General features: G+C 62.1%; 8 protein-coding genes, 2 tRNA genes, 2 rRNA genes and 1 pseudogene. 7 read left to right on the forward strand and 6 right to left on the reverse strand.

Annotated elements, in window-relative coordinates:
* Positions 1 to 115 precede the first annotated feature (115 nt).
* The 5 genes and pseudogenes from K369_RS04120 to istA (K369_RS04140) all read left to right on the forward strand — a co-directional run.
* Positions 116 to 3,394: an amino acid adenylation domain-containing protein gene (locus tag K369_RS04120; protein ID WP_256380972.1), complete on the forward strand. Its 3,279-nt coding sequence runs from the start codon at positions 116 to 118 to the stop codon at positions 3,392 to 3,394.
* Positions 3,384 to 4,982 carry an MBL fold metallo-hydrolase gene (locus K369_RS04125; protein WP_036288238.1) on the forward strand — a complete coding sequence of 533 codons (1,599 nt, stop codon included), beginning with the start codon at positions 3,384 to 3,386 and terminating at the stop codon, positions 4,980 to 4,982. The genes K369_RS04120 and K369_RS04125 overlap by 11 nt, the downstream gene beginning before the upstream one ends.
* Positions 4,983 to 5,005: 23 nt before the next feature.
* A complete protein-coding gene (locus K369_RS04130; RefSeq protein ID WP_051948987.1) occupies positions 5,006 to 11,503 on the forward strand; it encodes a non-ribosomal peptide synthetase in 6,498 nt (2,165 codons plus the stop codon).
* On the forward strand, positions 11,500 to 15,345 hold the full coding sequence (locus tag K369_RS04135; protein WP_084570464.1) for a non-ribosomal peptide synthetase: 3,846 nt from the start codon (positions 11,500 to 11,502) through the stop codon (positions 15,343 to 15,345). Before K369_RS04130 ends, K369_RS04135 begins: the two co-directional genes overlap by 4 nt.
* A gap of 60 nt (positions 15,346 to 15,405) precedes the next feature.
* A pseudogene (istA, locus tag K369_RS04140) lies at positions 15,406 to 15,963 on the forward strand (IS21 family transposase); the annotation flags it as partial.
* 73 nt (positions 15,964 to 16,036) lie between these two features.
* Here the strand turns inward: istA (K369_RS04140) and istB (K369_RS04145) are convergent.
* Both istB (K369_RS04145) and istA (K369_RS04150) read right to left on the reverse strand, forming a co-directional pair.
* Positions 16,037 to 16,819, reverse strand: coding sequence for an IS21-like element helper ATPase IstB (gene istB / locus K369_RS04145; protein ID WP_036286363.1), 783 nt, complete (start codon positions 16,817 to 16,819; stop codon positions 16,037 to 16,039).
* Positions 16,809 to 18,338 carry an IS21 family transposase gene (gene istA / locus K369_RS04150; protein WP_156967678.1) on the reverse strand — a complete coding sequence of 510 codons (1,530 nt, stop codon included), beginning with the start codon at positions 18,336 to 18,338 and terminating at the stop codon, positions 16,809 to 16,811. Before istA (K369_RS04150) ends, istB (K369_RS04145) begins: the two co-directional genes overlap by 11 nt.
* Positions 18,339 to 18,481: 143 nt before the next feature.
* On the opposite strand from istA (K369_RS04150), the gene istB (K369_RS04155) reads away from it, so the two are divergent.
* Both istB (K369_RS04155) and K369_RS04160 read left to right on the forward strand, forming a co-directional pair.
* A complete protein-coding gene (gene istB, locus K369_RS04155) occupies positions 18,482 to 19,210 on the forward strand; it encodes an IS21-like element helper ATPase IstB (RefSeq protein WP_024882319.1) in 729 nt (242 codons plus the stop codon).
* A gap of 253 nt (positions 19,211 to 19,463) precedes the next feature.
* Entirely contained in the window at positions 19,464 to 19,952 is a 489-nt protein-coding gene (locus tag K369_RS04160) for a penicillin acylase family protein (RefSeq protein WP_371033288.1), read from the forward strand.
* Positions 19,953 to 20,075: 123 nt separating this feature from the next.
* Here the strand turns inward: K369_RS04160 and K369_RS04165 are convergent.
* From K369_RS04165 to K369_RS04180, 4 genes are all read right to left on the reverse strand, one after another.
* Positions 20,076 to 20,152 (reverse strand) — tRNA-Met (locus K369_RS04165).
* 139 nt (positions 20,153 to 20,291) lie between these two features.
* Positions 20,292 to 20,406, reverse strand: a 5S ribosomal RNA gene (gene rrf / locus K369_RS04170).
* Positions 20,407 to 20,490: 84 nt separating this feature from the next.
* Positions 20,491 to 23,347 (reverse strand): 23S ribosomal RNA (locus K369_RS04175).
* A gap of 285 nt (positions 23,348 to 23,632) precedes the next feature.
* Positions 23,633 to 23,709, reverse strand: a tRNA-Ala gene (locus K369_RS04180).
* Between the last annotated feature and the right edge of the window lie 10 nt (positions 23,710 to 23,719).

The raw sequence follows: 23,719 nt of genomic DNA on the forward strand, positions 1-23,719 counted from the left end.
ACACCTCATGGACATGATCGAGAGTCGACGAGAGCTGCAGGATAAGAAAGCACGCCTTTCTCCGGGCAAGCGCGAGCTTCTCGAGCTTCGCTTGCGGGGGCGCGCTTCGCTGCAAATGACTCAGAACGATATCGTTCCTCGGCCGCCTGGCGACAATCCATTGTCGTATGGCCAGGAACGCATCTGGTTTCAATGCCAAATGTCGCCCAATCCAGCTATGTTCAACATCGCGCTGCTGGCGCGCATCGGTGGGGCGCTCGACGCGGGCGCGTTGCAATCGAGTCTCGAGGAAATTATTCGCCGTCACGAAGTGTTGCGCTCTGGTTTCGCGAGCGACTGCGGCGTTCCGCGGCTTTTCTATTCATCCGATGCGGATTTTTCCTATGATCGGATCGATCTGCGCAGCCTCGATGAAGAGGCGCAAAATAGTGAGGTTCGGACGCTGTCACACGCCGAGGCGCGCAAGCCTTTCGACCTGGATGCGCCGCCGCTGATGCGGGCGACATTGCTCATCTTGGGGGACGAACGGCATGTTCTGCTGCTGACGATCCATCACATCATTTGGGACGGCTGGTCCAGCGGACTGCTGATCCAGGAAATTGCGCAGCTCTACGAAGCAGCGATGAAGGGCGCGCCGAATCCGCTGCCGCCGCTGTCCGTGCAATATGGCGACTTCGCCTATTGGCATCGTCGCCTGATGGCGAGCGAGGCGGGCGGAAAGCAGCTCGACTATTGGGCGAACAGGCTCGCCGGACTTCCCGATCTGTTGGCGCTGCCGACCGACCGGCCGCGCGCGTCCAAACAAGCCAACCGCGGCTCACGCTATTCATGGACTCTGTCGCAAGAGGCGCTCGCGGGACTGACGGAGCTCGCCCGAAAGACGAACACCACGCTGTTCGTCGTCTTGGCAGCCGCCTTCAAGACCTTGCTCTATCATTACAGCGGCCAGACAGATATCGCGGTCGGCACCACCATCGCCTATCGAACGCATCCAGAACTGGAACGCCTGGTCGGATTTTTTGCGAACGCTCTGGTTCTGCGCACGACGCTCGCCGACAATCCGAGCTTCGAGACATTGCTCGCGCGTGTGCATGAGGCCGCCGTCGGCGCTCAATCGAACCAGGATGCGCCATTCGAGACGCTCGTCGAAAAATTGGCGACGAAGCGGGGCCTCAGTCACAACCCTCTGTTCCAAGTCGCGTTCGTTCATCACAATCTTCCGATCGAGCGGCTGACGCTCTCAAATCTCACTATCGATGTCGAGGAAGTGAGCACGGAGTCGGCGATTTTCGATCTCGTTCTGCATGTCTTCAACGAAGCGCCGGGTCTGCGGCTGCGTTTCGAATATGATGTGGGCTTGTTCGACGAAGCGACCATCGCCGCAATGGCGGGGCATTTTACGGCTCTTGTCCAAAACATGCTGGAGGCCCCGGGGCTGCGCATCGCCGCGCTGAGTCTTTCGAATTCTGCGGAACGGTCGCAGATCATCGCCATGTCGGAAGGCGCATCCCTCCAAACAGTCACGCCGGAGCTGATTCATCACTGGCTCGGCAGAAATGCCCGCGCAGATCACCTCGCCGTGTCGGCGTGCGGCGCGGCGTTGACGTATGGCGAATTATCCGCCTGCTCCAATCGGATCGCGCACTGGCTACAGCGCTTGGGCGTCGGTCCCGACGTGCCTGTGGGCGTGCTTCTCGAGCCCTCCGTCCAGCTGGTGGCGGCGATCGTCGGCGTGTCGAAGGCGGGAGGCGCATTCGTGCCGCTCGATCCGGCCTATCCGCCCGCACGGATCGACTACATTCTGTCCGATGCAAAGGCGGGCGTGCTGCTGACGACGCAGGAGCTGGCGTCGAAGCTCGGCGACATTTCGACCGCTATTGCAATTTTGGATCAGAAGGTCCTCGACGCTATGCCGGACGTTCCCGTCGTCTCGAGCGTCGCGCCCGAGAACATCGCCTATATCATCTACACATCTGGCTCTACCGGCCGTGCGAAAGGCGTGATGGCGACGCATCGCAACGCGGTGGCCTCGACGCGCGCGCGCGCGGAGCATTACGCCGAGCCTGTCGCCGGCTTCCTGCTGTTGTCGTCCATTTCCTTCGACAGCTCATTGGCGGGGCTGTTCTGGACCTTGTTCCAAGGCGGGCGGCTGCACATCCCGTCTGAGACGATGCGCCGCGACCCGGGCGCGTTGATGCGTCTCGTCGAGCGAGAGTCGATCTCGCATCTCTTGTGTCTGCCGTCATTCTATTCCGCGTTGCTGCAGGTGACGACATCGGAAAGCGGCGCATCGCTGCGGTGCTGCATCGTCGCTGGCGAGGCCTGCAAGCGCGACGTCGCGGACCATCATTTTGCGAAGCTGCCGCACGCCGCTCTCTTCAATGAATATGGACCGACCGAATGCGCGGTTTGGAGCACGGTCCATGAATTCGCCGAGGATGAGAACCGGTCCGAGCCCGTGAGCATTGGGAGGCCCATTCCCGGCGCTCGGACTTATGTCGTCGGGCCGGACGGCGAGCTGTCGGCGGCGGGCCTTATCGGCGAGCTATATATCGGCGGTCCGGGCGTGACGCGAGGGTATCTCGGGCGGCCTGAATTGACCGCGGAGAAGTTCGTTCCCGATCCCTTCAGCGGCGGTGGCGAGCGACTCTACAGGACCGGGGACCGCGTAAAGCGCCGCCGAGATGGCGGGCTGGAGTTTCTCGGCCGTTTCGACGAGCAGATCAAGCTGCGCGGCTATCGCGTCGACCCTCGAGAGATCGAGGACGTCTTGTCGTCGCATCCCTCGGTTTCGGATGCTGCAGTGGTCGTGCACGCAGAGAAGGAGGGGAGCGCCAGGCTGATCGCCTATGTCGTCGCCGAAAGCGATTCGGGTGAGATCGAATCCGCGCTACGGCGGCATGTCGCTCAGAATTTGCCGGCTTTCATGGCGCCAGAGGCCGTCGTCGCGCTGCCGGCGTTGCCCCGACTCCCGAACGGGAAAGTCGATCGCTCGGCGCTGTTGGAGCCGGTGGCCGTCGTCGCCACGGAGCAGGATTTGGAACGCGACGGCCACGCCAGCGCGATCGAATTTCTTCTCGCCGACATTTGGCGCGCTGTGCTCGGGGTTGAGGAGATCGGCCGCAACGACAATTTTTTCGATCTGGGCGGCAATTCATTGTCGGCTATCCAAGTCATCGCGCGCGCGCAGCAGCTGTTCGGCAAAGACATTCCGATCACGACGCTTTTCGAGGGGGGGACTCTCGGCGAGCTCGCCGGGGAGATCGAGGGCGCCGCTGGCGCGGACGCCATCAACGAAAAGCTGAGCTTTCTGCTCGCAGAGATCGACCCGACCGCGGAGTTGGACGCCGTCGCTCGTGGCCTCGGAAAAGAAGGGCCGCAGCATGTCTGGTGAGATCCGTTATGCTCTCGCGGAGAGCGCATGTGTGGAGCCGTTGGTCGGACGCTGGGTGGCTTGGCCCCATGTGATGGCGCCGGTCACGCAGAGCCTGCATCTCCTGAACTACCAGATCAAAACGATCGGCTCCTATCTCGGCAATCCGGCGATTCACGAGGTCTCTTGCCGCAATCCAAAGCTCTTGGGCGGCGCTTTCGTCGATGTGCCGGCGACCCGCCAATCCGAAGTTCGAGACTTCTTGGCCGAGACCGAGGACACTTTTTCGGACAATCTGGCTTTCGCGCGCACGCTGATCGAGTTTCACAATAAGCTCGTCGCCGAAGCGAAGGGCGAAAGCCTCGAGGACTGCTACCAGAGGATTCCCGAACCGTTGCGTGGCTATGTCGAGCTTCTCTACGACTACTACAATCGTCCGATCGTGCGGCCGCTCGAAGGGCTTCTCTACAAGAGCGGGTATTACAAGAAAGAGGCGCAGTCGTTGCGTCTCTTCCGTCAGGAAACCGATCTCGAACGGCCCTATTATATGAGCACGCCGCGATTGTCTGGAGACGATTCGCTCGACTGGAAGGTCGCCTTCGACGATTCCAGAATCGACGAATTGTTCCGTCTGGACCAGGAGCCGAAATCCTTCGATGAGATCAGATCCTTGCTGGACGCTCCAGCGTCGCAGGATGCGAAGCTGCGCGCCATTTTGCGAGAGACCGACGGCGCCATTCGCGCCCCGTGGAGCGGCGACGAGGTTCGTGTTCGATACTTCGGGCATGCCTGCGCCCTCGTAGAGAGTGGAGGCGTTTCGATCCTCATCGATCCGCTGATCGCCGCACGGCCCGAGCAGCATGACGTCGAACGCTTCAGCTTCGGCGATCTGCCCGAAAGAATCGATTATGTTCTCATCACGCACGGGCATCACGATCATTTCGTCATCGAGTCGTTGTTGCGATTGAGGCACAAGATCGGCGCGCTCGTGGTGCCGAAAAGCTCCGGCGTTTTCTATGGCGATCTGTCCCTGAAGCTTCTTGCGCGTCAGCTCGGGTTCGCGGATGTGCGCGAGGTGGATAACCTCGATGAATTCGCCATTCCGAATGGGCGGATCGTCGCCGTTCCCTTCCTGGGGGAGCATAATGACCTGCCGTCCGCGAAAGCCGCATATTTTCTGCGTCTCGGCGCGCGCAGCCTGCTCTTCGCCGCAGATTCGAATTGCCTCGATCCAGAGATCTACGCACATCTGCTTCGTGAGACCGGCCCAATCGACACACTGTTCGTCGGAATGGAATGCGTCGGCGCGCCATTGACGTGGGTCTATGGGCCGATTTTGCCCAACAAGCCCGAGCATCGACACAGTCAGGGACGCCGCTCGAATGGCTGCAACTCCGACGCCGCGCTGGAGCTCGCGCGCGTGGTGGGTTGTCGGCGGGTGTTCGTCTATGCGGTCGGGCGCGAACCCTGGGTGCGATACCTCCTCGCTCTCACTCCCGCCGCCGACGACGTGTACATGGTGGAGATCGCCAAATACATTCGGTCGCTGCGCGATGAATTGGGCGTCGACGCGGAGCTTCTCTTCGGCCGAGCCGAAATCCTGATCTGACGCGCGAGCCTGGAAGAACGATAATGGCTGAGCTGGTCGAGCGCTTGTCGCGCCTTTCTCCTGAAAAATTGCAGCAGTTGCGGACGCGACTGAAGGATGAGTCGGAATTCGAGCGTCCGATAACGGCCGCCCGCGGCGCAAAGAAGCTGCTTTCCTATGCACAGCAGCGCCTATGGCTGCTCGACCTCATCCAACCCGATAGCGCCGTCTATAATAATGCCGGCGCGTTTCGCTTTATCGGCTCATTGAACATCTCTGCATTTTCATGGGCGGTAAATGCGATCGTGGCGCGGCACGAGGCGCTGCGGACGCGCTTCTCGGTTGTCGATGGCGAGGCGGCGCAGATCGTTGCGCCCTCGCTGGAGATTGCCTGTCCCATCGTCGATCTGAGCAGTCTCGAAGCGGAGGCGCGCGCCGCCGAGGCGCGGCGTCTCATCGAGGCGGAGGCGCGGCGCCCGTTCGATCTGACGCAGGGTCCGCTGCTGCGCGTCCTCGTCATCGATCTCGGCGTCGGCGGGGAGGCCCAAGCCCGCGAGCATGTGGTCGCCTTCACGCTGCATCACATTGTGTCCGACGGCTGGTCGACCGACGTGCTGATGCGCGAGTTTGCCGCGCTCTATGAGGCGCGCATCGCCGGCCGTCCGTCGCCGCTCGCGCCGCTTCCCATCCAATATGCCGATTACGCCGCCTGGCAGCGCGACTGGCTGCGCGGCGAGCTGTTGGAGCGCCAGCTCTCCTATTGGCGGCGGGCATTGTCGGATGCGGCCTTGGTTCTGGAGCTGCCGACCGACCATCCGCGTCCAGCGGTTCAGGACTCCGCCGGCGGCGTGCATCGTTTCGAGATTCCGAAGACGGTCGCGGATCGGCTGAAGGGCCTCGCCCGGGAGCAGGGCGCGACGCTGTTCATGGTTCTGCTGGCGGCGTTTCAGCTTCTGCTGTCGCGCTACAGCGGGCAGAAGGACATTTGCGTCGGCGCGCCGACGGCCAATCGACGGCGCGTGGAGCTCGAGGGGCTGATCGGCTTTTTCGTCAACACGCTCGTCTTGCGCGCGGACCTCTCGGGCGAGCCGAGCTTCGTCGAGCTTCTGAGGCGAGTGCGCGAGGCGGCGCTGGGCGCGCAGGAGCATCAGGATCTTCCCTTCGAGCGTCTTGTGGAAGAGCTGCAGCCGGCGCGCGACATGAGCCGCAGTCCGCTGTTTCAGGCGATGTTCGTCTTTCAGAACGCGCCGGCGCGGGCGTTTTCCCTGCCCGGTCTGCGGATCGAGACTCTGGCGGCGGACAGCGGAACGTCGAAGTTCGATCTCACTTTGGAGCTCGCGGAGGTCGACGGCGGGCTGATCGCATCGATCGAATACGCCGCCGCTCTGTTCGAGCCGGCGACGATCGCGCGCATGGCGGATCATTATCGCAGGCTGCTGGAGGGGATCGTCGCCGATCCGCAGGCGCGCATCGGGGCGTTGCCGATGCTGAGCGAGCCCGAACGTCGGCGGCTGTTGATCGATTGGAACGATACGTCGGCGGAATTTCCGCGCGAATTGTGCGTTCACGAGCTGTTCGAGGCGCAGGCGCAGCGCACGCCCGACGCTGTGGCGGCGATCTTCCGCGACGACGCTCTCACCTATGGCGAATTGAACGCGCAAGCGAACCGGCTGGCGCGCCATCTCGTCCGGCTCGGCGTCGGGCCGGAGGCGATCGTGGGTCTGTGTGTCGAGCGTTCGCTGGAGATGGTGGTGGGACTGCTCGGCGTTCTGAAAGCGGGCGGAGCCTATCTGCCGCTCGATCCGGACTATCCGGCGGAGCGTCTCGCCTACATGATCGCCGACGCCTCGCCGCGCCTCGTGCTGACGCAGGAGCGTCTGGCGGATCGCCTTCCAGTGGGGACGCAGATCCTGCGGCTGGACGCGGATCGGGAGCTGATCGCGGACGAGGGCGCGGAAACGCTCGGCCGCCGCGCGAAGCCGCAGAACCTCGCCTATGTCATCTATACCTCGGGCTCGACAGGGAAGCCGAAGGGCGTCGCCATCGCTCACGCCAATACGGCCGCGATGCTGCATTGGGCGAAGGACATTTTCATTCGTCCCGGCGCGTCGACGATGCTGGCGTCGACATCCTTGTGCTTCGACCTGTCTGTCTTCGAGCTGTTTCTGCCATTGAGCTTCGGCGGCGCCGTGGTCGTTGTGAAAAACGCGCTCGAGATCGCGGGGTTGGACGGGCCGCATGCGGCGCATCTGATCAATACAGTGCCGTCGGCCATGGCGGAGCTCATGAGGATCGACGCGCTTCCGCCGTCCGTGCGGATCGTCAATCTGGCCGGAGAGCCTTTTCCGCCGGCGATGGCCGAATCCTTGGGGAGCCGCGAGAGTCTCGACGGCGTGTTCAATCTCTATGGACCATCGGAATGCACGACCTATTCCAGCTACATTCGCTTGCGTGAGGAGGATTGGTGCAATCCGCCGATCGGCCGTCCGATTTCGAATACGCAAATCTTCCTTTTGGACGACGAGCTGGAGCCTGTTCCGGTGGGCGTCCCCGGGGAACTGTATATCGGCGGGGCAGGGGTGGCGCGCGGCTATCTCGGCCGCTCCGACGTCACGGCCGAGCGCTTTGTCCCGACCCCCTTCGGCGCGCCCGGAGAGCGGATGTATCGTACCGGCGATCTCGCGCGTTGGCGAGTGGACGGCAATATCGAGTTCCTCGGGCGGATCGATCATCAGGTGAAGATCCGTGGCTTTCGCATCGAGCTCGGCGAGATCGAGACGGCGTTGCGATGTCTTCCCTATGTGCGTGAGGCTGTCGTGCTCGCGCGTGCGGACGCTTCTGGCGATAGGCGATTGGTCGCCTATCTGACGGGGGAGGGGGAGCTGGACATCGGCGCGGTGAAGACAGCGCTGCGACGAGAGCTACCCGATTATATGATCCCTCGCCTGTTCGTCCGTCTAGAGGCGCTGCCGCTGACGGCCAATGGCAAGCTCGACCGTAAGGCGCTGCCCGATCCTGATCCAGACGCGCAACTGCGCCACGATAATGTCGCGCCGCGCACGCCGATGGAAGAGATTTTGTGCCGTATCTTCGCGGATGTTCTCGGCATAGAGCGCGTCGGCGTCGATGACAATTTTTTCGAGCTCGGCGGTCATTCGCTGAAAGCGGTCCGTGTGATCGACCAGTTGCGGCGGCGCGGGGCGCGCGCCGACGCCCGCATGCTATTTGTCGCGCCGACCCCGGCCGCTCTGGCGCTCGCGCTGAACGACCGGCGCGAGGTGGTGGTTCCGCCGAATCTCATCCCGAGCGAAGCCGGCGACATCACGCCGGAGATGGTGACGCTCGCAAGCCTCTCTCGAGCGGACATCGATCACATCGTTCGATCCGTTCCCGGCGGCGCCGCCAATATCGAGGACATATATCCGTTGGCGCCGCTGCAAGAGGGCATATTGTTTCACCATCTGATGAGCGTCGACGGCGACCCTTATCTCATGCCGCTCCAGCTCGCCTTCCAGTCGCATGAGGCGACAGAACGCTTCGTCGACGCGCTGCGTGCGATGGTCGAGCGAAACGATGTGCTCCGCACGGCGATCCTTTGGGAGGGGCTTCCGGAGCCGATGCAGGTCGTTTGGCGTCACGCGACTCTGAGCGTCGACTATGTGAACATCGAATCTGCGGAGGAGATGCGCGCGCGTTTCGACCCTCGCCATTTCCGTCTCGACGTCCGCACGGCGCCGCTGATGCGGGCGGTGGTCGCTCATGACGAAGAGAACAGCCGTTGGCTCCTCCTCCTTCTGACGCATCATCTGGCGTTGGACCACGCCACTCTCCAATTCCTCGTGGAGGAGGCGCAGGCGTATCTGTCGGGGCGGACCCATCTCGCGTCGGAGCCGACTCCCTTCCGGAATTTCGTGGCGCAAGCGCGCTTGGCCGTGAGCGCCTCGCGGCATGAAGCGTTTTTTACGTCTCTGCTGGGAGATGTCAGCGAGCCGACGGCGCCCTTCGGGCTCGTGGACGTCCAAGGCGACGGCGCTATCGCGGAGGCGAAGCTCGCCCTTTGCGCGAGCCTCGCGCAGCGTCTGAGGGACAGCGCCACGAAGCTCGGCGTCAGCGCGGCGAGTCTGTTCCATCTCGCTTTCGCTCAAATGCTCGGCAAGCTGACGGGGCGTCAGGATGTCGTCTTCGGCTCGGTGCTGCTCGGCCGGATGAGCGGCGGTGGCGGCCGGGCTCTCGGGCTTTTCATCAACACTCTGCCAATGCGGATAAAGCTCGGGGAAGGAAGCGTCGTCGATTGCGCGCGAAACGCGCATATGTTGCTCGCGGATTTGCTCGAGCATGAACATGCGTCGCTCACTTTGGCGCAGCGATGCAGCAAGGTCGCGGCGCCGACGCCATTGTTCTCCGCATTGCTGAATTATCGTCACAGCGATCCGGACGACGCGCGCTCATCTACTATCGAAGGCGCTGAGCTGATCTTTGCGGACGAGCGCACGAATTACCCGCTCACGCTTTCTGTCGATGATTTCGGCGAAGGCTTTCTGCTGAAGGTCCAAGCCGAGGAATCCATCGATCCGGCGAAAATTTGTGATTACATGCGAGTCGTCCTCGACGCTCTCTCGAGCGCTCTCGAAAAGGCCCCGGCCACGCCGATACGGGCGCTCGATATTCTGACCGCCGCGGAACGCGGTGAGCTGATATTCGATTGGAACGACACCTCGGCGGAATTTCCGCGCGACTTGTGCGTTCACGAGCTGTTCGAGGCGCAGGCGCAGCGCACGCCGGACGCTGTGGCGGCGATCTTCGGCGACGATGCTCTCACCTATGCCGAATTGAACGCGCGGGCCAACCGGCTGGCGCGCCATCTCGTCGGACTCGGCGTCGGGCCGGAGACGATCGTGGGTCTGTGCGTCGAGCGTTCGCTGGAGATGGTGGTGGGACTGCTCGGCGTTTTGAAAGCGGGCGGCGCCTATCTGCCGCTCGATCCGGACTATCCATCCGAGCGTCTCGCCTACATGATCGCCGACGCCTCGCCGCGCTTGGTGCTGACGCAGCAGCGTCTGGCGGAGCGTCTTCCTGTGGGGACGCAGCTTCTGCGGCTGGACGCGGAACAGGAGCAGCTCGCGGACGAGAACGCCGAAGCGCTCGGCCGCCGCGCCACGCCGCAGAACCTCGCCTATGTCATCTACACATCGGGGTCCACAGGAAAGCCCAAGGGCGTCGCCGCGCCGCATCGCGGCGTGGTCAATCGCATCGATTGGATGCAGAAGCGCTATGGCCTGACGGCAGAGGATACGGTCCTGCAGAAGACGCCGTTCGGCTTCGACGTCTCGGCATGGGAGTTTTTCTGGCCGCTGCAGGCCGGCGCGCGCCTCGCGCTGGCGGCGCCGGACGATCATCGCGAGCCTGCGCGCTTGGCGGAGCTCATCCAACGCCATAGCGTCACGACGCTGCATTTCGTGCCGTCGATGCTGCGGGCCTTCTCGAGCGTCGTCGACATGGCGACGCTCGGCTCGCTGCGGCGGGTGATATGCAGCGGCGAGGAGCTTCCCGCTGCGGCGGCGCAGCGCTTTCATGCCGCCACGACGGCGGAGCTTCACAATCTCTACGGCCCGACCGAAGCCTCGATCGACGTCAGCGCCTATCGATGCGCGCCGGACGCCGATAGCGAGCGCGTGCCGATCGGCCGGCCGATCTCGAATATTCAGCTCTATATTCTCGATGCGGGTTTCGAGCCGGTTCCGGTCGGCGTCGCCGGAGAATTATGCATCGGCGGCGTCGGCCTCGCGCGCGGCTATCTCGGGCGCGCCGATCTGACGGCCGAGCGCTTTGTCGCGAATCCTTTTGTCGCGGGGGAGCGGATGTATCGCACCGGCGATCTCGCGCGCTGGCGAGCGGACGGCAATATCGAGTTTCTCGGGCGGCTCGATCATCAGGTGAAGATCCGCGGCTTTCGCATCGAGCTGGGCGAGATCGAGGCGGCGCTGCAACGTCTTCCCGATGTGCGCGAGGCGGTTGCGCTCGCATGGACGGATGGCTCGGGCGACAAGCGGCTCGCCGCCTATGTGACGAGTGAGGGCGCGCTGGACTTTGGCGCGCTGAAGATAGCGCTGCGGCGGGAGCTGCCGGATTATATGGTTCCGCAGCTTTTCGTTCGTCTGGAGGCGCTGCCGCTGACGGCGAGCGGCAAGCTCGACCGCAAGGCGCTGCCGGACCCCGATCCCGACGCGCAATCGCGCGCGGACTATGTCGCGCCGCGCACGCCGACGGAAGAGACGCTGTGCCGCATCTTCGCGGATGTGCTCGGCGTCGAGCGCGTCGGCGTCGACGATAGCTTCTTCGAGCTCGGCGGCCATTCGCTCACCGTGATGCAATTGGTCGCGCGCGTGTCGAACGTCCTGAATGTCGCTCTGCCGATTTCTCTCGTGTATCGGAACGATAGGCTCGCGGTCCTCGCAGAGACCGTGGATCTGATGAAGGCGCTGAAGCCGTCGCACGACGAGCGAGTTCCGCCGGCCGCCGCTTTCGAGGAATTCGAAATATGAACGCTATGGAGCTCATGCGCGAGATCCATGCTCGACGCATATTGGTCCGCCTCGATGATGGTTGCCTGCGGGTCGAGGCTCCCGTCGGGGCGCTCACAGATGACATCAAGCTGGCCTTGACCGCGCATAAAGCCGGTCTCATCGTCGCCCTGTCGCAAACACGCGCGGAGGACGGGCCGCCGATACGATCGGCCGCGCGTGCATCTGATTCGCCATTGTCGTTCGCGCAACAGCGTCTCTGGTTTCTGGAGCAGTTCGGCTCGGGCGCGGCATCCTATGTCATCCCTGTGGCGTTGAAGCTGATCGGCGCATTGAACATCTCTGCATTTTCATGGGCGGTAAATGCGATCGTGGCGCGGCACGAGGCGCTGCGGACGCGCTTCTCGGTTGTCGATGGCGAGGCGGCGCAGATCGTTGCGCCCTCGCTGGAGATTGCCTGTCCCATCGTCGATCTGAGCAGTCTCGAAGCGGAGGCGCGCGCCGCCGAGGCGCGGCGTCTCATCGAGGCGGAGGCGCGGCGGCCGTTCGATCTGACGCAGGGTCCGCTGCTGCGCGTCCTCGTCATCGATCTCGGCGTCGGCGGGGAGGCCCAAGCCCGCGAGCATGTGGTCGCCTTCACGCTGCATCACATTGTGTCCGACGGCTGGTCGACCGACGTGCTGATGCGCGAGTTCGCCGCGCTCTACGAGGCGCGCATCGCCGGCCGTCCGTCGCCGCTCGCGCCGCTTCCCATCCAATATGCCGATTACGCCGCCTGGCAGCGCGACTGGCTGCGCGGCGAGCTGTTGGAGCGCCAGCTCTCCTATTGGCGGCGGACGTTGTCGGATGCGGCCTTGGTTCTGGAGCTGCCGACCGACCATCCGCGTCCGACGGTTCAGGACTCCGCCGGCGGCGTGCATCGTTTCGAGATTCCGGCAAAGGTCGCGGATCGGCTGAAGGGCCTCGCCCGGGAGCAGGGCGCGACGCTGTTCATGGTTCTGCTGGCGGCGTTTCAGCTTCTGCTGTCGCGCTACAGCGGGCAGAAGGACATTTGCGTCGGCGCGCCGACGGCCAATCGACGGCGCGTGGAGCTCGAGGGGCTGATCGGCTTTTTCGTCAACACGCTCGTCTTGCGCGCGGACCTCTCGGGCGAGCCGAGCTTCGTCGAGCTTCTGAGGCGAGTGCGCGAGGCGGCGCTGGGCGCGCAGGAGCATCAGGATCTTCCCTTCGAGCGTCTTGTGGAAGAGCTGCAGCCGGCGCGCGACATGAGCCGCAGTCCGCTGTTTCAGGCGATGTTCGTCTTTCAGAACGCGCCGGCGCGGGCGTTTTCCCTGCCCGGTCTGCGGATCGAGACTCTGGCGGCGGACAGCGGAACGTCGAAGTTCGATCTCACTTTGGAGCTCGCGGAGGTCGACGGCGGGCTGATCGCATCGATCGAATACGCCGCCGCTCTGTTCGAGCCGGCGACGATCGCGCGCATGGCGGATCATTATCGCAGGCTGCTGGAGGGGATCGTCGCCGATCCGCAGGCGCGCATCGGGGCGTTGCCGATGCTGAGCGAGCCCGAACGTCGGCGGCTGTTGATCGATTGGAACGATACGTCGGCGGAATTTCCGCGCGAATTGTGCGTTCACGAGCTGTTCGAGGCGCAGGCGCAGCGCACGCCCGACGCTGTGGCGGCGATCTTCCGCGACGACGCTCTCACCTATGGCGAATTGAACGCGCAAGCGAACCGGCTGGCGCGCCATCTCGTCCGGCTCGGCGTCGGGCCGGAGGCGATCGTGGGTCTGTGTGTCGAGCGTTCGCTGGAGATGGTGGTGGGACTGCTCGGCGTTCTGAAAGCGGGCGGAGCCTATCTGCCGCTCGATCCGGACTATCCGGCGGAGCGTCTCGCCTACATGATCGCCGACGCCTCGCCGCGCTTGGTGCTGACGCAGGAGCGTCTGGCGGATCGCCTTCCAGTGGGGACGCAGATCCTGCGGCTGGACGCGGATCGGGAGCTGATCGCGGGCGAGGGCGCGGAAACGCTCGGCCGCCGCGCGAAGCCGCAGAACCTCGCCTATGTCATCTACACCTCGGGCTCTACGGGAAAACCGAAGGGCGTGATGGTCGAGCATCGCAGCTGCACGAATCTGCTTTCATCGATGCGCGAATTGCTGCGGCTGGACACCGCCGACAGAATGTTGGCCTCGACGACGATCGCTTTCGACATAGCGGCATTGGAGCTGTTCCTGCCGCTCCTGTGCGGCGCTCGAAGCATAATTGCGGAACGAGCGGATAGCCTCGATCCCGCGCGCATCGCCGATTTGATTTCGAAATACGGGGCAACCGCGCTGCAAGCGACGCCGGCGACGTGGCGCATGCTCGTCGACTCCGGTTGGCGCGGCGAAAAAGCAATGAAAAAGGCGCTTTGCGGAGGCGAGGCCCTCCCCATGGAGCTCGCCGTCCGCATCGCCGAGCGGGTGGCGGATGTGTGGAACGTCTATGGCCCGACCGAAACCACCATATGGTCGTCCGCCTCGCTCGTGGACTGCGGAAAGATTGTGGCGCAACGATCTCAGCCGCTCGGCCGGCCGATCGCGAACACGCGAATATATATTCTCGACGAACATGGCGAACCGACTCCGATCGGCGTCGCCGGCGAGCTCTGCATCGCGGGCGCAGGTCTGGCGCGCGGCTATCTCGGCAGGCCAGACGTCACCGCGGAGCGCTTCATCGAAGATCCGTTTTCGGCCGATCCGGGGGAGCGGCTCTACAGGACAGGCGATCTGGCGCGCTGGCGAGCGGATGGCTCGATAGAGTTCCTCGGGCGGATCGATCATCAGGTGAAGATTCGCGGCTTCCGCATCGAGCTCGGCGAGATCGAGTCGTGTCTCGGGCGGCACGAAGCGATCCGGGAAGCGGTCGTTTTGGCGCGTGAGGACAGCTCGGGGGACAAGCAGCTGGTCGCCTATGTGGTTCGCAATGACGAGCGAAAGGCGGAGCCGTCGGATATACGAACACATCTTCGGGGGCTTCTGCCGGACTATATGATCCCGGCGACTTACGTCTATCTGGCGGCGCTGCCGCTGACGGCCAATGGCAAGCTCGACCGCAAGGCGCTGCCGGCTCCCGATCTCGACGCCCGACCGCGCCACGACCATGTCGCGCCGCGCACCCCGACGGAATGGATTCTCCTGCGAGAGTTCAAGGAGATTCTCGGCCTCGAGCGCGTCGGAGTCGACGATAATTTCTTCGAATTGGGCGGCAACTCGATTTTGGGGATGAAGCTCGTCGAGAGGATTCGTCGTTCCCTCTGCAGCACATTGTTCGTCACCGCGATTTTCCGCGCGCCGACTGTCGCGCAGCTCGCCCGGCTGATCTCCTCGGACGAGGAAAAGATGCAGACTCCGCTGGTGCGCATGAGCGCCGGCCCGGCGCGCGCGCCGCTCTATTGCATTCACCCGGCCGGCGGCTCGATCATTCGATACCAGCCGCTCGCCAAACGAGTCGCAGCCGTTCGGCCCGTTTACGGCCTGCAATCGCGGCATCTCCTCGAGCCGGGCTATCGAGCGGTGTCGATCGAGCAAATGGCCGCCGATTATGTCGCGCTCATCCAGCACAATCAGCCACACGGCTCCTATCTGTTGCTCGGTTGGAGTGCTGGCGCGGCGATCGCCATGGCCATTGCATCGCTGCTCGAATCGCGTGGAGAGCAAGTCGCTTTCCTCGGCCTATTGGACCCGGCGTTATCGGCGGATTCGTTCCCGTCGCAGTCGACGGCCTTGGACTATGTCCGGCAGTTCGCTGATTTTCAGGGCCTAGATTGTTATTCGGCGTGCAAGTTTGACCCCCATACGAGGGGAATCGGCGTTGAAAATTGACCCCCTCTGGTGAAGTCCGGACAGTCCGCCCGTTTTGGTTGAAACGGCGGGTGGTGGGGGATGTTGATTGTGGAGACGATCGGACGAATCCGTCGCGAACATTTCGTCAAGGGCAAGACGATCAAGGAGATCGCTCGCGATCTGGGCATTTCACGGAACACGGTCCGCAAGGCGCTGCGGTCGGAGGCAACGTCCTTCGCTTACGAGCGCGACAATCAGCCGTTTCCCAAGCTCGGGCCTTGGTCGGACAAGCTCGATGAGGTTCTCGCGGAGAACGAGAAGAAGGCGCCGCGCGAGCGGCTAACCCTGATCCGTATTTTCGAAGATCTGAGCGGCCTGGGCTACGCGGGCGGCTATGACGCTGTGCGTCGCTACTCGCGCAAATGGCGCAGCGAGCAAGGCGCGGCGACGGCGGCCGCCTATGTGCCGTTGAGCTTCGAGCCGGGCGAAGCCTACCAGTTCGACTGGAGCCACGAGATCGTTGTGCTCGACGGCGTGACGACGACCGTGAAGGTGGCGCACATGCGTCTGTGCCACAGCCGCATGCCTTTCGTTCGCGCCTATCCGCGTGAGACGCAGGAGATGGTTTTCGACGCGCATGATCGCGCCTGTAGATTTCCGTCGAGATTTGACCCGGGATTTCCATTGAGAAGTGACCCGGGTTGAAGATGGCTTGCGGCTCAGTCGGTCGTCAAGTTTTGGTCTTTTCCTTTGCAGGTTTGTCCGCCTTCGCCGAGCTGTCCTTGAACCGGAAGCTGTCGTTTCCAGTTTCGAGGATATGGCAGCGGTGAGTGAGGCGATCGAGCAGAGCCGTCGTCATCTTGGCGTCCCCGAAGACGGCGGCCCATTCGCCGAAGCTCAGATTCGTCGTGATGATGACGCTGGTTCGCTCGTAGAGCTTGCTCAGCAGATGGAACAGCAACGCCCCGCCGGAGCCGCTGAACGGCAGGTAGCCGAGCTCATCGAGGATGACGAGATCGGAATGAACGAGCCGCGCCGCGACTTGGCCCGACTTGCCTTGGTGCTTTTCGGCTTCGAGCGCGTTTACGAGCTCGACGGTGGAGAAGAACCGCACACGCTTTCTGTGATGCTCGATCGCCTGGACGCCGATCGCTGTCGCCAGATGCGTCTTGCCCGTGCCAGGTCCCCCGACCAGGACGGCGTTATGCGCATCCTCGAGGAACTCGCAGCGATGAAGCTGGCGCGCGAGCGCCTCGTTGACCTCACTGCTGGCGAAGTCGAAGCCGGCGAGATCGCGATAGTTCGGGAACCGCGCGGACTTGAGCTGGTAGGCGATCGATCTCACCTCCCGGTCGGCGGTTTCCGCCTTCAAGAGTTGCGACAGGATCGGCAGCGCGGCCTCGAAGGCCGGGGAGCCTTGCTCGGTCAGCTCGCTGACGGCTTGCGCCATGCCGTGCATTTTGAGACTGCGCAGCATGATGACGATGGCGCCGGCGGCGGGATTATGACGCATGGCGCGCCTCCCGACCCTTGCGCAGCGCGTCGTAACGCTCGACATTGGCCTGCGGCTCGGTGGTGAGCGTCAGCGCGTTGGGCGGTTTCACGGGCGGCGCGTCGACCGGCTTGCCGTCCACCAAGCGATGCAACAGGTTCAAGATGTGCGTCTTGGTCGGCGCGCCGGCCTCCAGCGCCAATTGGACGGCGGTCAGCACGGCCTGCTCGTCGTGCTGTAGGACCAGAGCCAAAATCTCGACCATCTCACGGTCGCCTCCCGGCTTCTCGAGCATGCGCTGTTGCAGCGTCCGTAAGGCGACCGGCAGTTCCGCGAAGGGCGCGCCATTGCGCAGCGCGCCCGGCTTGCGCTGGATGACGGAGAGATAATGCCGCCAGTCGTAGACCGTCACGCTCTTGTCGTCATGCGACCGGGCGAAGACGCGGGCGTGCTCGCACACGATCTGCCCCTCGGCGGCGACGACGACGCGCTCAGGGTAGACCCGCACGCTGACGGGGCGATTGGCGAATGAAGCCGGCACGCTGTAGCGATTGCGGTCCAGATGGATCAGGCACGTCGGCGTGACCCGCTTGGTGTGTTCGACGAAGCCGTCGAATGGCCGCGGAGGCTGCATCAGTTGCGGAACCTCCTCGCGCCAAGCCTCCGCGATCGTCCCCGGCTGCGCGCTGTGCGGAATCTCGGCCCACAGCTCGCGGCATCGCGCCTCCAGCCAGTCGTTGAGCGCCGCCAGCGACGGAAAGCTCGGGATTGGCTGCCAGAGGCGATGACGAGCATCCTGAACGTTCTTCTCGATTTGCCCCTTTTCCCAGCCGGAGGCCGGATTGCAGAATGCGGCCTCGAACAGGAAGTGGCTGACCATCGCGGCGAAGCGGGCGTTGACCTGGCGTTCTTTGCCACGCCCGATCTTGTCGATCGCGGTGCGCATGTTGTCGTAGACGCCTCGCCGGGGCACGCCGCCCAGCACGCGGAAGGCGTGGTTGTGGGCGTCGAAGAGCATCTCATGCGTCTGCTGCGGGTAGGCGCGAAGGAAGAACGCACGGCTGTAGGAGAGCTTGAACTGGGCGACCTGCAACTTCGTCCGCTCGCCCGCGATGATCGCCCAATCCTCCGACCAGTCGAACTGGAACGCCTCGCCGGGCAGAAACGTCAGCGGCACGAACGCGCCGCGCCCGCAGGTCTGCTGCTCCCGATGCCGCGCCGCCTTCCACTCGCGCGCGAACGCCGCCACGCGATTGTAGGAGCCGTCGTAGCCGAGGGCGACCAGATCCGCGTGCAACTGCTTGACCGTCCGCTTCTGCTTGCGCGATTTTGCGGCCTCCTGACGCAGCATGTGCGCCAGCTTGTCGGCGAACGGATCGAGCCGGCTCGGTCGATCGGGCGTGGCGAACCCCGGCTCCACGCTGTCCGAGCGCAGGTATTTGCGCACCGTATTGCGCGACAGCCCCGTGCGTCGCGCAATCTCCCGGATCGAAAACTCCTGCCGATATCGCCAGCGTCGGATGACGCTCAATAACTCCATGTCGATCACTCCAAGGTCCCCCACGACGGTCGAGGGGGAAAGGTTCGAACATGGGTCAGTTCTCGGTGGAAAAACTCGTGCTGCCTGGGTCAGCTCTCAGTGGAAATCAACACCCGCTATGATCAATTGAGGAGAACAGGCTGATGGAACGCACCAAGCTCTTCGATCTCATGGGAGAGCTCAAGCTCTTCGGCATGAGGAACGCCTATGACGAGGTGATGTCGAGTGGCATAAAGAGGCAGCATGAGCCGCCACGCATCGTCGGCGATCTTCTCGAGGCGGAAATCGCCGAAAAGCACGCGCGCTCCATCAAATATCAGATGACGATCGCCAAATTGCCGCTGGCGAAGGACTTCGACGGCTTCCAGTTCAACGGTACGCCGATCAATGAAGGGTTGGTGCGCGATCTCTCGAACGGCGGCTTCCTCGACCAACAACGTAATTGTGTTTTCGTCGGTGGAACCGGTACGGGGAAGAGCCATCTTTCGATAGCGATTGCAAGAAATTGCATTCGCGCTGGAAAACGCGGCCGCTTCTTCAACACCGTCGAACTCGTCACCAGGCTCGAGACCGAAGCGCGAGGAGGTCGTCAGGGACGCTTCGCGGAATATCTCACGAGAATGGACTTCATCATACTCGACGAGCTCGGCTACTTGCCCTTCGCGCAATCTGGCGGACAATTGCTCTTCCATCTGATCAGCCGGCTCTACGAACGCACCTCTATCATCATCACTACCAATCTCGCATTCGGCGAATGGCCGAGCGTGTTCGGCGACGCGAAAATGACCAGCGCGCTGCTCGATCGCCTCACCCACCATTGCGACATCGTCGAGACCGGCAACGAAAGCTGGCGCTTCAAGAACCGCGCCTGACGCTTCCCGATCACATCGCGAACCGAAACGCACTCGCCCCGGCTGCGCAACCCCGCCAGCTCCGCCGGGGCGAGCGCTCGCGTTCCGCCCTACGCCAAAAGGGGGTCAATTTTGAACGCCGATCGGGGGTCAATTTTCGATGCCGATTGACAGCCGCAACTCGCTGGTCAACGCCGTTCTGTCGCCGCTCTTGGCGCGATGCCGCGCGCTGGAGCCGAGCTTCGTCTATGATTGGAGCAATGCGGACGTCCCCGTGCAACGCATTATCGACAGCGGACGGGCCGAAATTTTGCCGGATCGCGACACGCATCGCGATTGGCCGCATTTTTTGCGCGCCGTGCTGAGGGAGAGCGCGCGGCGTGTGACGCAGTCCAATGGTCGCCGTCCTGTCGACGATCTTCGATGGGGAGAGGCGAACCGGGTCGAAATCCGCCATCCGCTTGCCGCTGCGATGCCGTTGCTGGCTCCCGTTCTGAACATGCCGCGCGTTCCCGTTGCGGGATGTAGGCAATGTGTCCGGTTTTACTTTGCGGAGGCGGGCAAGAGCTCGGGAGCGAATGCGCGCATGGTCGTCGCGCCGGGGCGCGAGTCGGAGGGCCTGATGCAGATGGCTGCCGGCCAATCTGGGCAGTTCGGATCTGCGCATTATGCGGACCGGGAGATGGAGTGGGTCGTCGGACGGTCGCGGCCGTTTCGCGCCACGAATTTCGACGGCAGGATGATTTTGAATCCTGCACCGTAATTTCGTGAATTAGACAGTCGTAGAACTTGGTTGCGGGGATCGGCATTGGTCTGAACTTGCGGACGCAAAAAAGCCGCCCGGTTGGGGCGGCTAATCTGCGCGATGCAATATCGCAATTTGAGTTGGTTGCGGGGACAGGATTTGAACCTGTGACCTTCAGGTTATGAGCCTGACGAGCTACCGGGCTGCTCCACCCCGCGCCAAGGACGTCGGCCCTCTTATGGGAGAGGGCTGGAAGACGAGAAAGGGGAGTGGGGAAAGGCGAATAGAGATCGTCTACTCGCTTTTCGCCACTCCCCATTCGCACATCGTGGAAAAGGAAACTTTTGCCCTTTGCAGGCCTGGCGACGACCTACTCTCCCAGGTCTTGAGACATAGTACCATTGGCGCTGAAGCGTTTGACGGCCGAGTTCGGGATGGGATCGGGTCTGATCGCTCCGCCGAGGCCACCAGGCCGGCAAAGGGCAAGAATGAAGCAAACTGTGATTGGTCTTTCGATCGCGTCCATCTTTGGGGAGATGGGCATGGATTAATGAGAACGATCAAGCCGATCGAGCTATTAGTACCGGTAAGCTCCGCGCGTCGCCGCGCTTCCACACCCGGCCTATCGACGTGGTCGTCTTCCACGGCTCTCGAGGGAGAACTCGTTTCGAGGTGGGTTTCCCGCTTAGATGCATTCAGCGGTTATCCCGTCCATACATAGCTACCCTGCACTGCGGCTGGCGCCACAACAGGTCCACCAGAGGTATGTTCATCCCGGTCCTCTCGTACTAGGGACAAATCCTCTCAATTCTCCGACACCCACGGCAGATAGGGACCGAACTGTCTCACGACGTTCTGAACCCAGCTCACGTACCACTTTAATCGGCGAACAGCCGAACCCTTGGGACCTTCTCCAGCCCCAGGATGTGATGAGCCGACATCGAGGTGCCAAACAACCCCGTCGATATGGACTCTTGGGGGTTATCAGCCTGTTATCCCCGGCGTACCTTTTATCCGTTGAGCGATGGCCCTTCCACGAGGGACCACCGGATCACTATGACCGACTTTCGTCTCTGCTCGACTTGTCTGTCTCGCAGTCAGGCAGGCTTATGCCATTGCACTCGACGAGCGATTTCCGACCGCTCTGAGCCCACCATCGCGCGCCTCCGTTACTCTTTGGGAGGCGACCGCCCCAGTCAAACTGCCTACCATGCACTGTCCCGGCCCCGGATGACGGAGCGCGGTTAGACATCCATGACGATAAGGGTGGTATTTCAAGGGTGGCTCCACACGAGCTGGCGCCCATGCTTCAACGCCTACCACCTATCCTACACATGCCGACACGAATGCCAGTGCAAAGTTACAGTAAAGGTGCACGGGGTCTTTCCGTCTGACCGCAGGAACCCCGCATCTTCACGGGGAATTCAATTTCACTGAGCTGACGCTGGAGACAGCGGGGAAGTCATTACGCCATTCGTGCAGGTCGGAACTTACCCGACAAGGAATTTCGCTACCTTAGGACCGTTATATTTACGGCCGCCGTTTACCGGGGCTTCAATTCAGAGCTTGCACTCCTCCTCTTAACCTTCCGGCACCGGGCAGGCGTCAGACCCTATACGTCATCTTGCGATTTCGCAGAGCCCTGTGTTTTTGGTAAACAGTTGCCACCCCCTGGTCTGTGCCCCTCCCCGCCCGCTTGCGCGAACGGAAGGCCTCCTTATTCCGAAGTTACGGAGGTAAATTGCCGAGTTCCTTCAGCGTCATTCTCTCAAGCGCCTTGGTATACTCTACCTGTCCACCTGTGTCGGTTTCGGGTACGGTCTGATGCAGGGGCTATTTCCTGGCGCGGGTTCACCGCCCGGACAATCCAGTAAGTCCGAACGATTTACCCCACGCGTCACCACCTGCTGGCCCACGATTATTAACGTGGTTCCCATCGACTACGCCTTTCGGCCTCGCCTTAGGGGCCGGCTAACCCTGCGAAGATTAACTTTACGCAGGAACCCTTGGACTTTCGGCGACACTGTCTTTCACAGTGTTTCTCGTTACTCATGTCAGCATTCGCACTTCCGATACCTCCAGGATGCCTCACGGCTGTCCCTTCACGGGCTTACGGAACGCTCCGCTACCGCTCACCTTGCGGTGAGCCCAAAGCTTCGGCTCGTGGCTTGAGCCCCGGTACATCTTCGGCGCGGAAACCCTTATTTAGACCAGTGAGCTGTTACGCTTTCTTTAAAGGATGGCTGCTTCTAAGCCAACCTCCTGGTTGTTTTGGGATTTCTACATCCTTGTCCCACTTAGCCACGAATTGGGGGCCTTAGCTGTTGGTCTGGGTTGTTTCCCTCTCCACAATGGACGTTAGCACCCCACTGTGTGTCTCCCGCATAGTACTTCCAGGTATTCGGAGTTTGGTTAGGTTTGGTAAGTCTGTGGGACCCCCTAGCCCATCCAGTGCTCTACCCCCTGGAGTATTCGTGCGAGGCGCTACCAAATAGCTTTCGCGGAGAACCAGCTATTTCCGAGTTTGTTTGGCCTTTCACCCCTAACCACAAGTCATCCGAGTCTATTTCAACAGACACCGGTTCGGTCCTCCAGTGCATGTTACTGCACCTTCAACCTGCTCATGGCTAGATCACTCGGTTTCGGGTCTAAAGCAACGAACTGAACGCCCTGTTCAGACTCGCTTTCGCTGCGCCTACGCCTATCGGCTTAAGCTTGCTCGTTACTTTAAGTCGCTGACCCATTATACAAAAGGTACGCAGTCACCCAGGACGAACCTTGGGCTCCTACTGTTTGGTAGGTATCCGGTTTCAGGAACTGTTTCACTCCCCTCGTCGGGTGCTTTCACCCTTCCCTCACGGTACTGGTTTTCACTATCGGTCGCTGAGGAGTACTTAGGCTTGGAGAGTGGTCTCCCCATCTTCAGACAGGATTGCACGTGTCCCGCCCTACTCATGTCTCTTGTGCTTCGAAATCCATACGGGGCTATCACCCACTACGGCCCGACTTTCCAATCGGTTCTGATTAGAAACACAAAAGAACTGGCCTGGTCCGCGTTCGCTCGCCACTACTAACGGAGTCTCGTTGATGTCCTTTCCTCCGGGTACTTAGATGTTTCAGTTCCCCGGGTTTGCTTTTGTATCCTATGGATTCAGATACAAATACCTTCTCATGATCTCTGTTAGTCCGAGGACATGCGTCTTGGAGACTTCCAAAACCGCACGAAAACCTCTTAGCCTTTGTGCAGGCCAGAGATTTCCTCGGAATAACAGAGATCGAAGGTGGGTTCCCCCATTCGGAAATCCGCGGATCAAAGCTTGTTCGCAGCTCCCCACGGCTTATCGCAGCGTACCACGTCCTTCATCGCCTCTCAGCGCCAAGGCATCCACCGAATACCCTTAAGGCACTTGATCGCTCTCATTATCGATGCCCACCGCTCGGCAGCGGCTCCCTTCCCTTTCGAGAAGAGATTTGCATCGATAGAAAGACCAGTTTGCTTCAAACACATCCGAGAGCGCTGCGGTCACGCGGCGCCCACTTGCTGGTTGCTCGTCCCTCGTCGAACGTTCCCGTTCGATCGAAGAGATCGGATGCATTTCCTTTTCACGATGACAGACACACGCATTTCGACAGCGCGTCGAAATGCGGAAACTTGTTTCAAGGACGTTTGCGACGCCGTCTTCGGCGATCCGCGCATCTGGTGGAGCCAGACGGGGATCGAACCGACGACCTCATGCTTGCAAAGCACGCGCTCTCCCAACTGAGCTATGGCCCCGAGCCGAACC

The organism is Methylosinus sp. PW1 (assembly GCF_000745215.1).
GTDB lineage: Bacteria > Pseudomonadota > Alphaproteobacteria > Rhizobiales > Beijerinckiaceae > Methylosinus.

Excerpts from the sequence above, each read along its gene's own strand:
- K369_RS04135 (WP_084570464.1), top strand. The coding sequence starts at position 11,500 with ATGAACGCTATGGAGCTCATGCGCGAGATCCATGCTCGACGCATATTG.
- istB (WP_036286363.1), bottom strand. The coding sequence starts at position 16,819 with ATGCGTCATAATCCCGCCGCCGGCGCCATCGTCATCATGCTGCGCAGT.
- K369_RS04130 (WP_051948987.1), top strand. The coding sequence starts at position 5,006 with ATGGCTGAGCTGGTCGAGCGCTTGTCGCGCCTTTCTCCTGAAAAATTG.
- istA (WP_156967678.1), bottom strand. The coding sequence starts at position 18,338 with ATGGAGTTATTGAGCGTCATCCGACGCTGGCGATATCGGCAGGAGTTT.
- K369_RS04120 (WP_256380972.1), top strand. The coding sequence starts at position 116 with ATGACTCAGAACGATATCGTTCCTCGGCCGCCTGGCGACAATCCATTG.
- K369_RS04125 (WP_036288238.1), top strand. The coding sequence starts at position 3,384 with ATGTCTGGTGAGATCCGTTATGCTCTCGCGGAGAGCGCATGTGTGGAG.
- istB (WP_024882319.1), top strand. The coding sequence starts at position 18,482 with ATGGAACGCACCAAGCTCTTCGATCTCATGGGAGAGCTCAAGCTCTTC.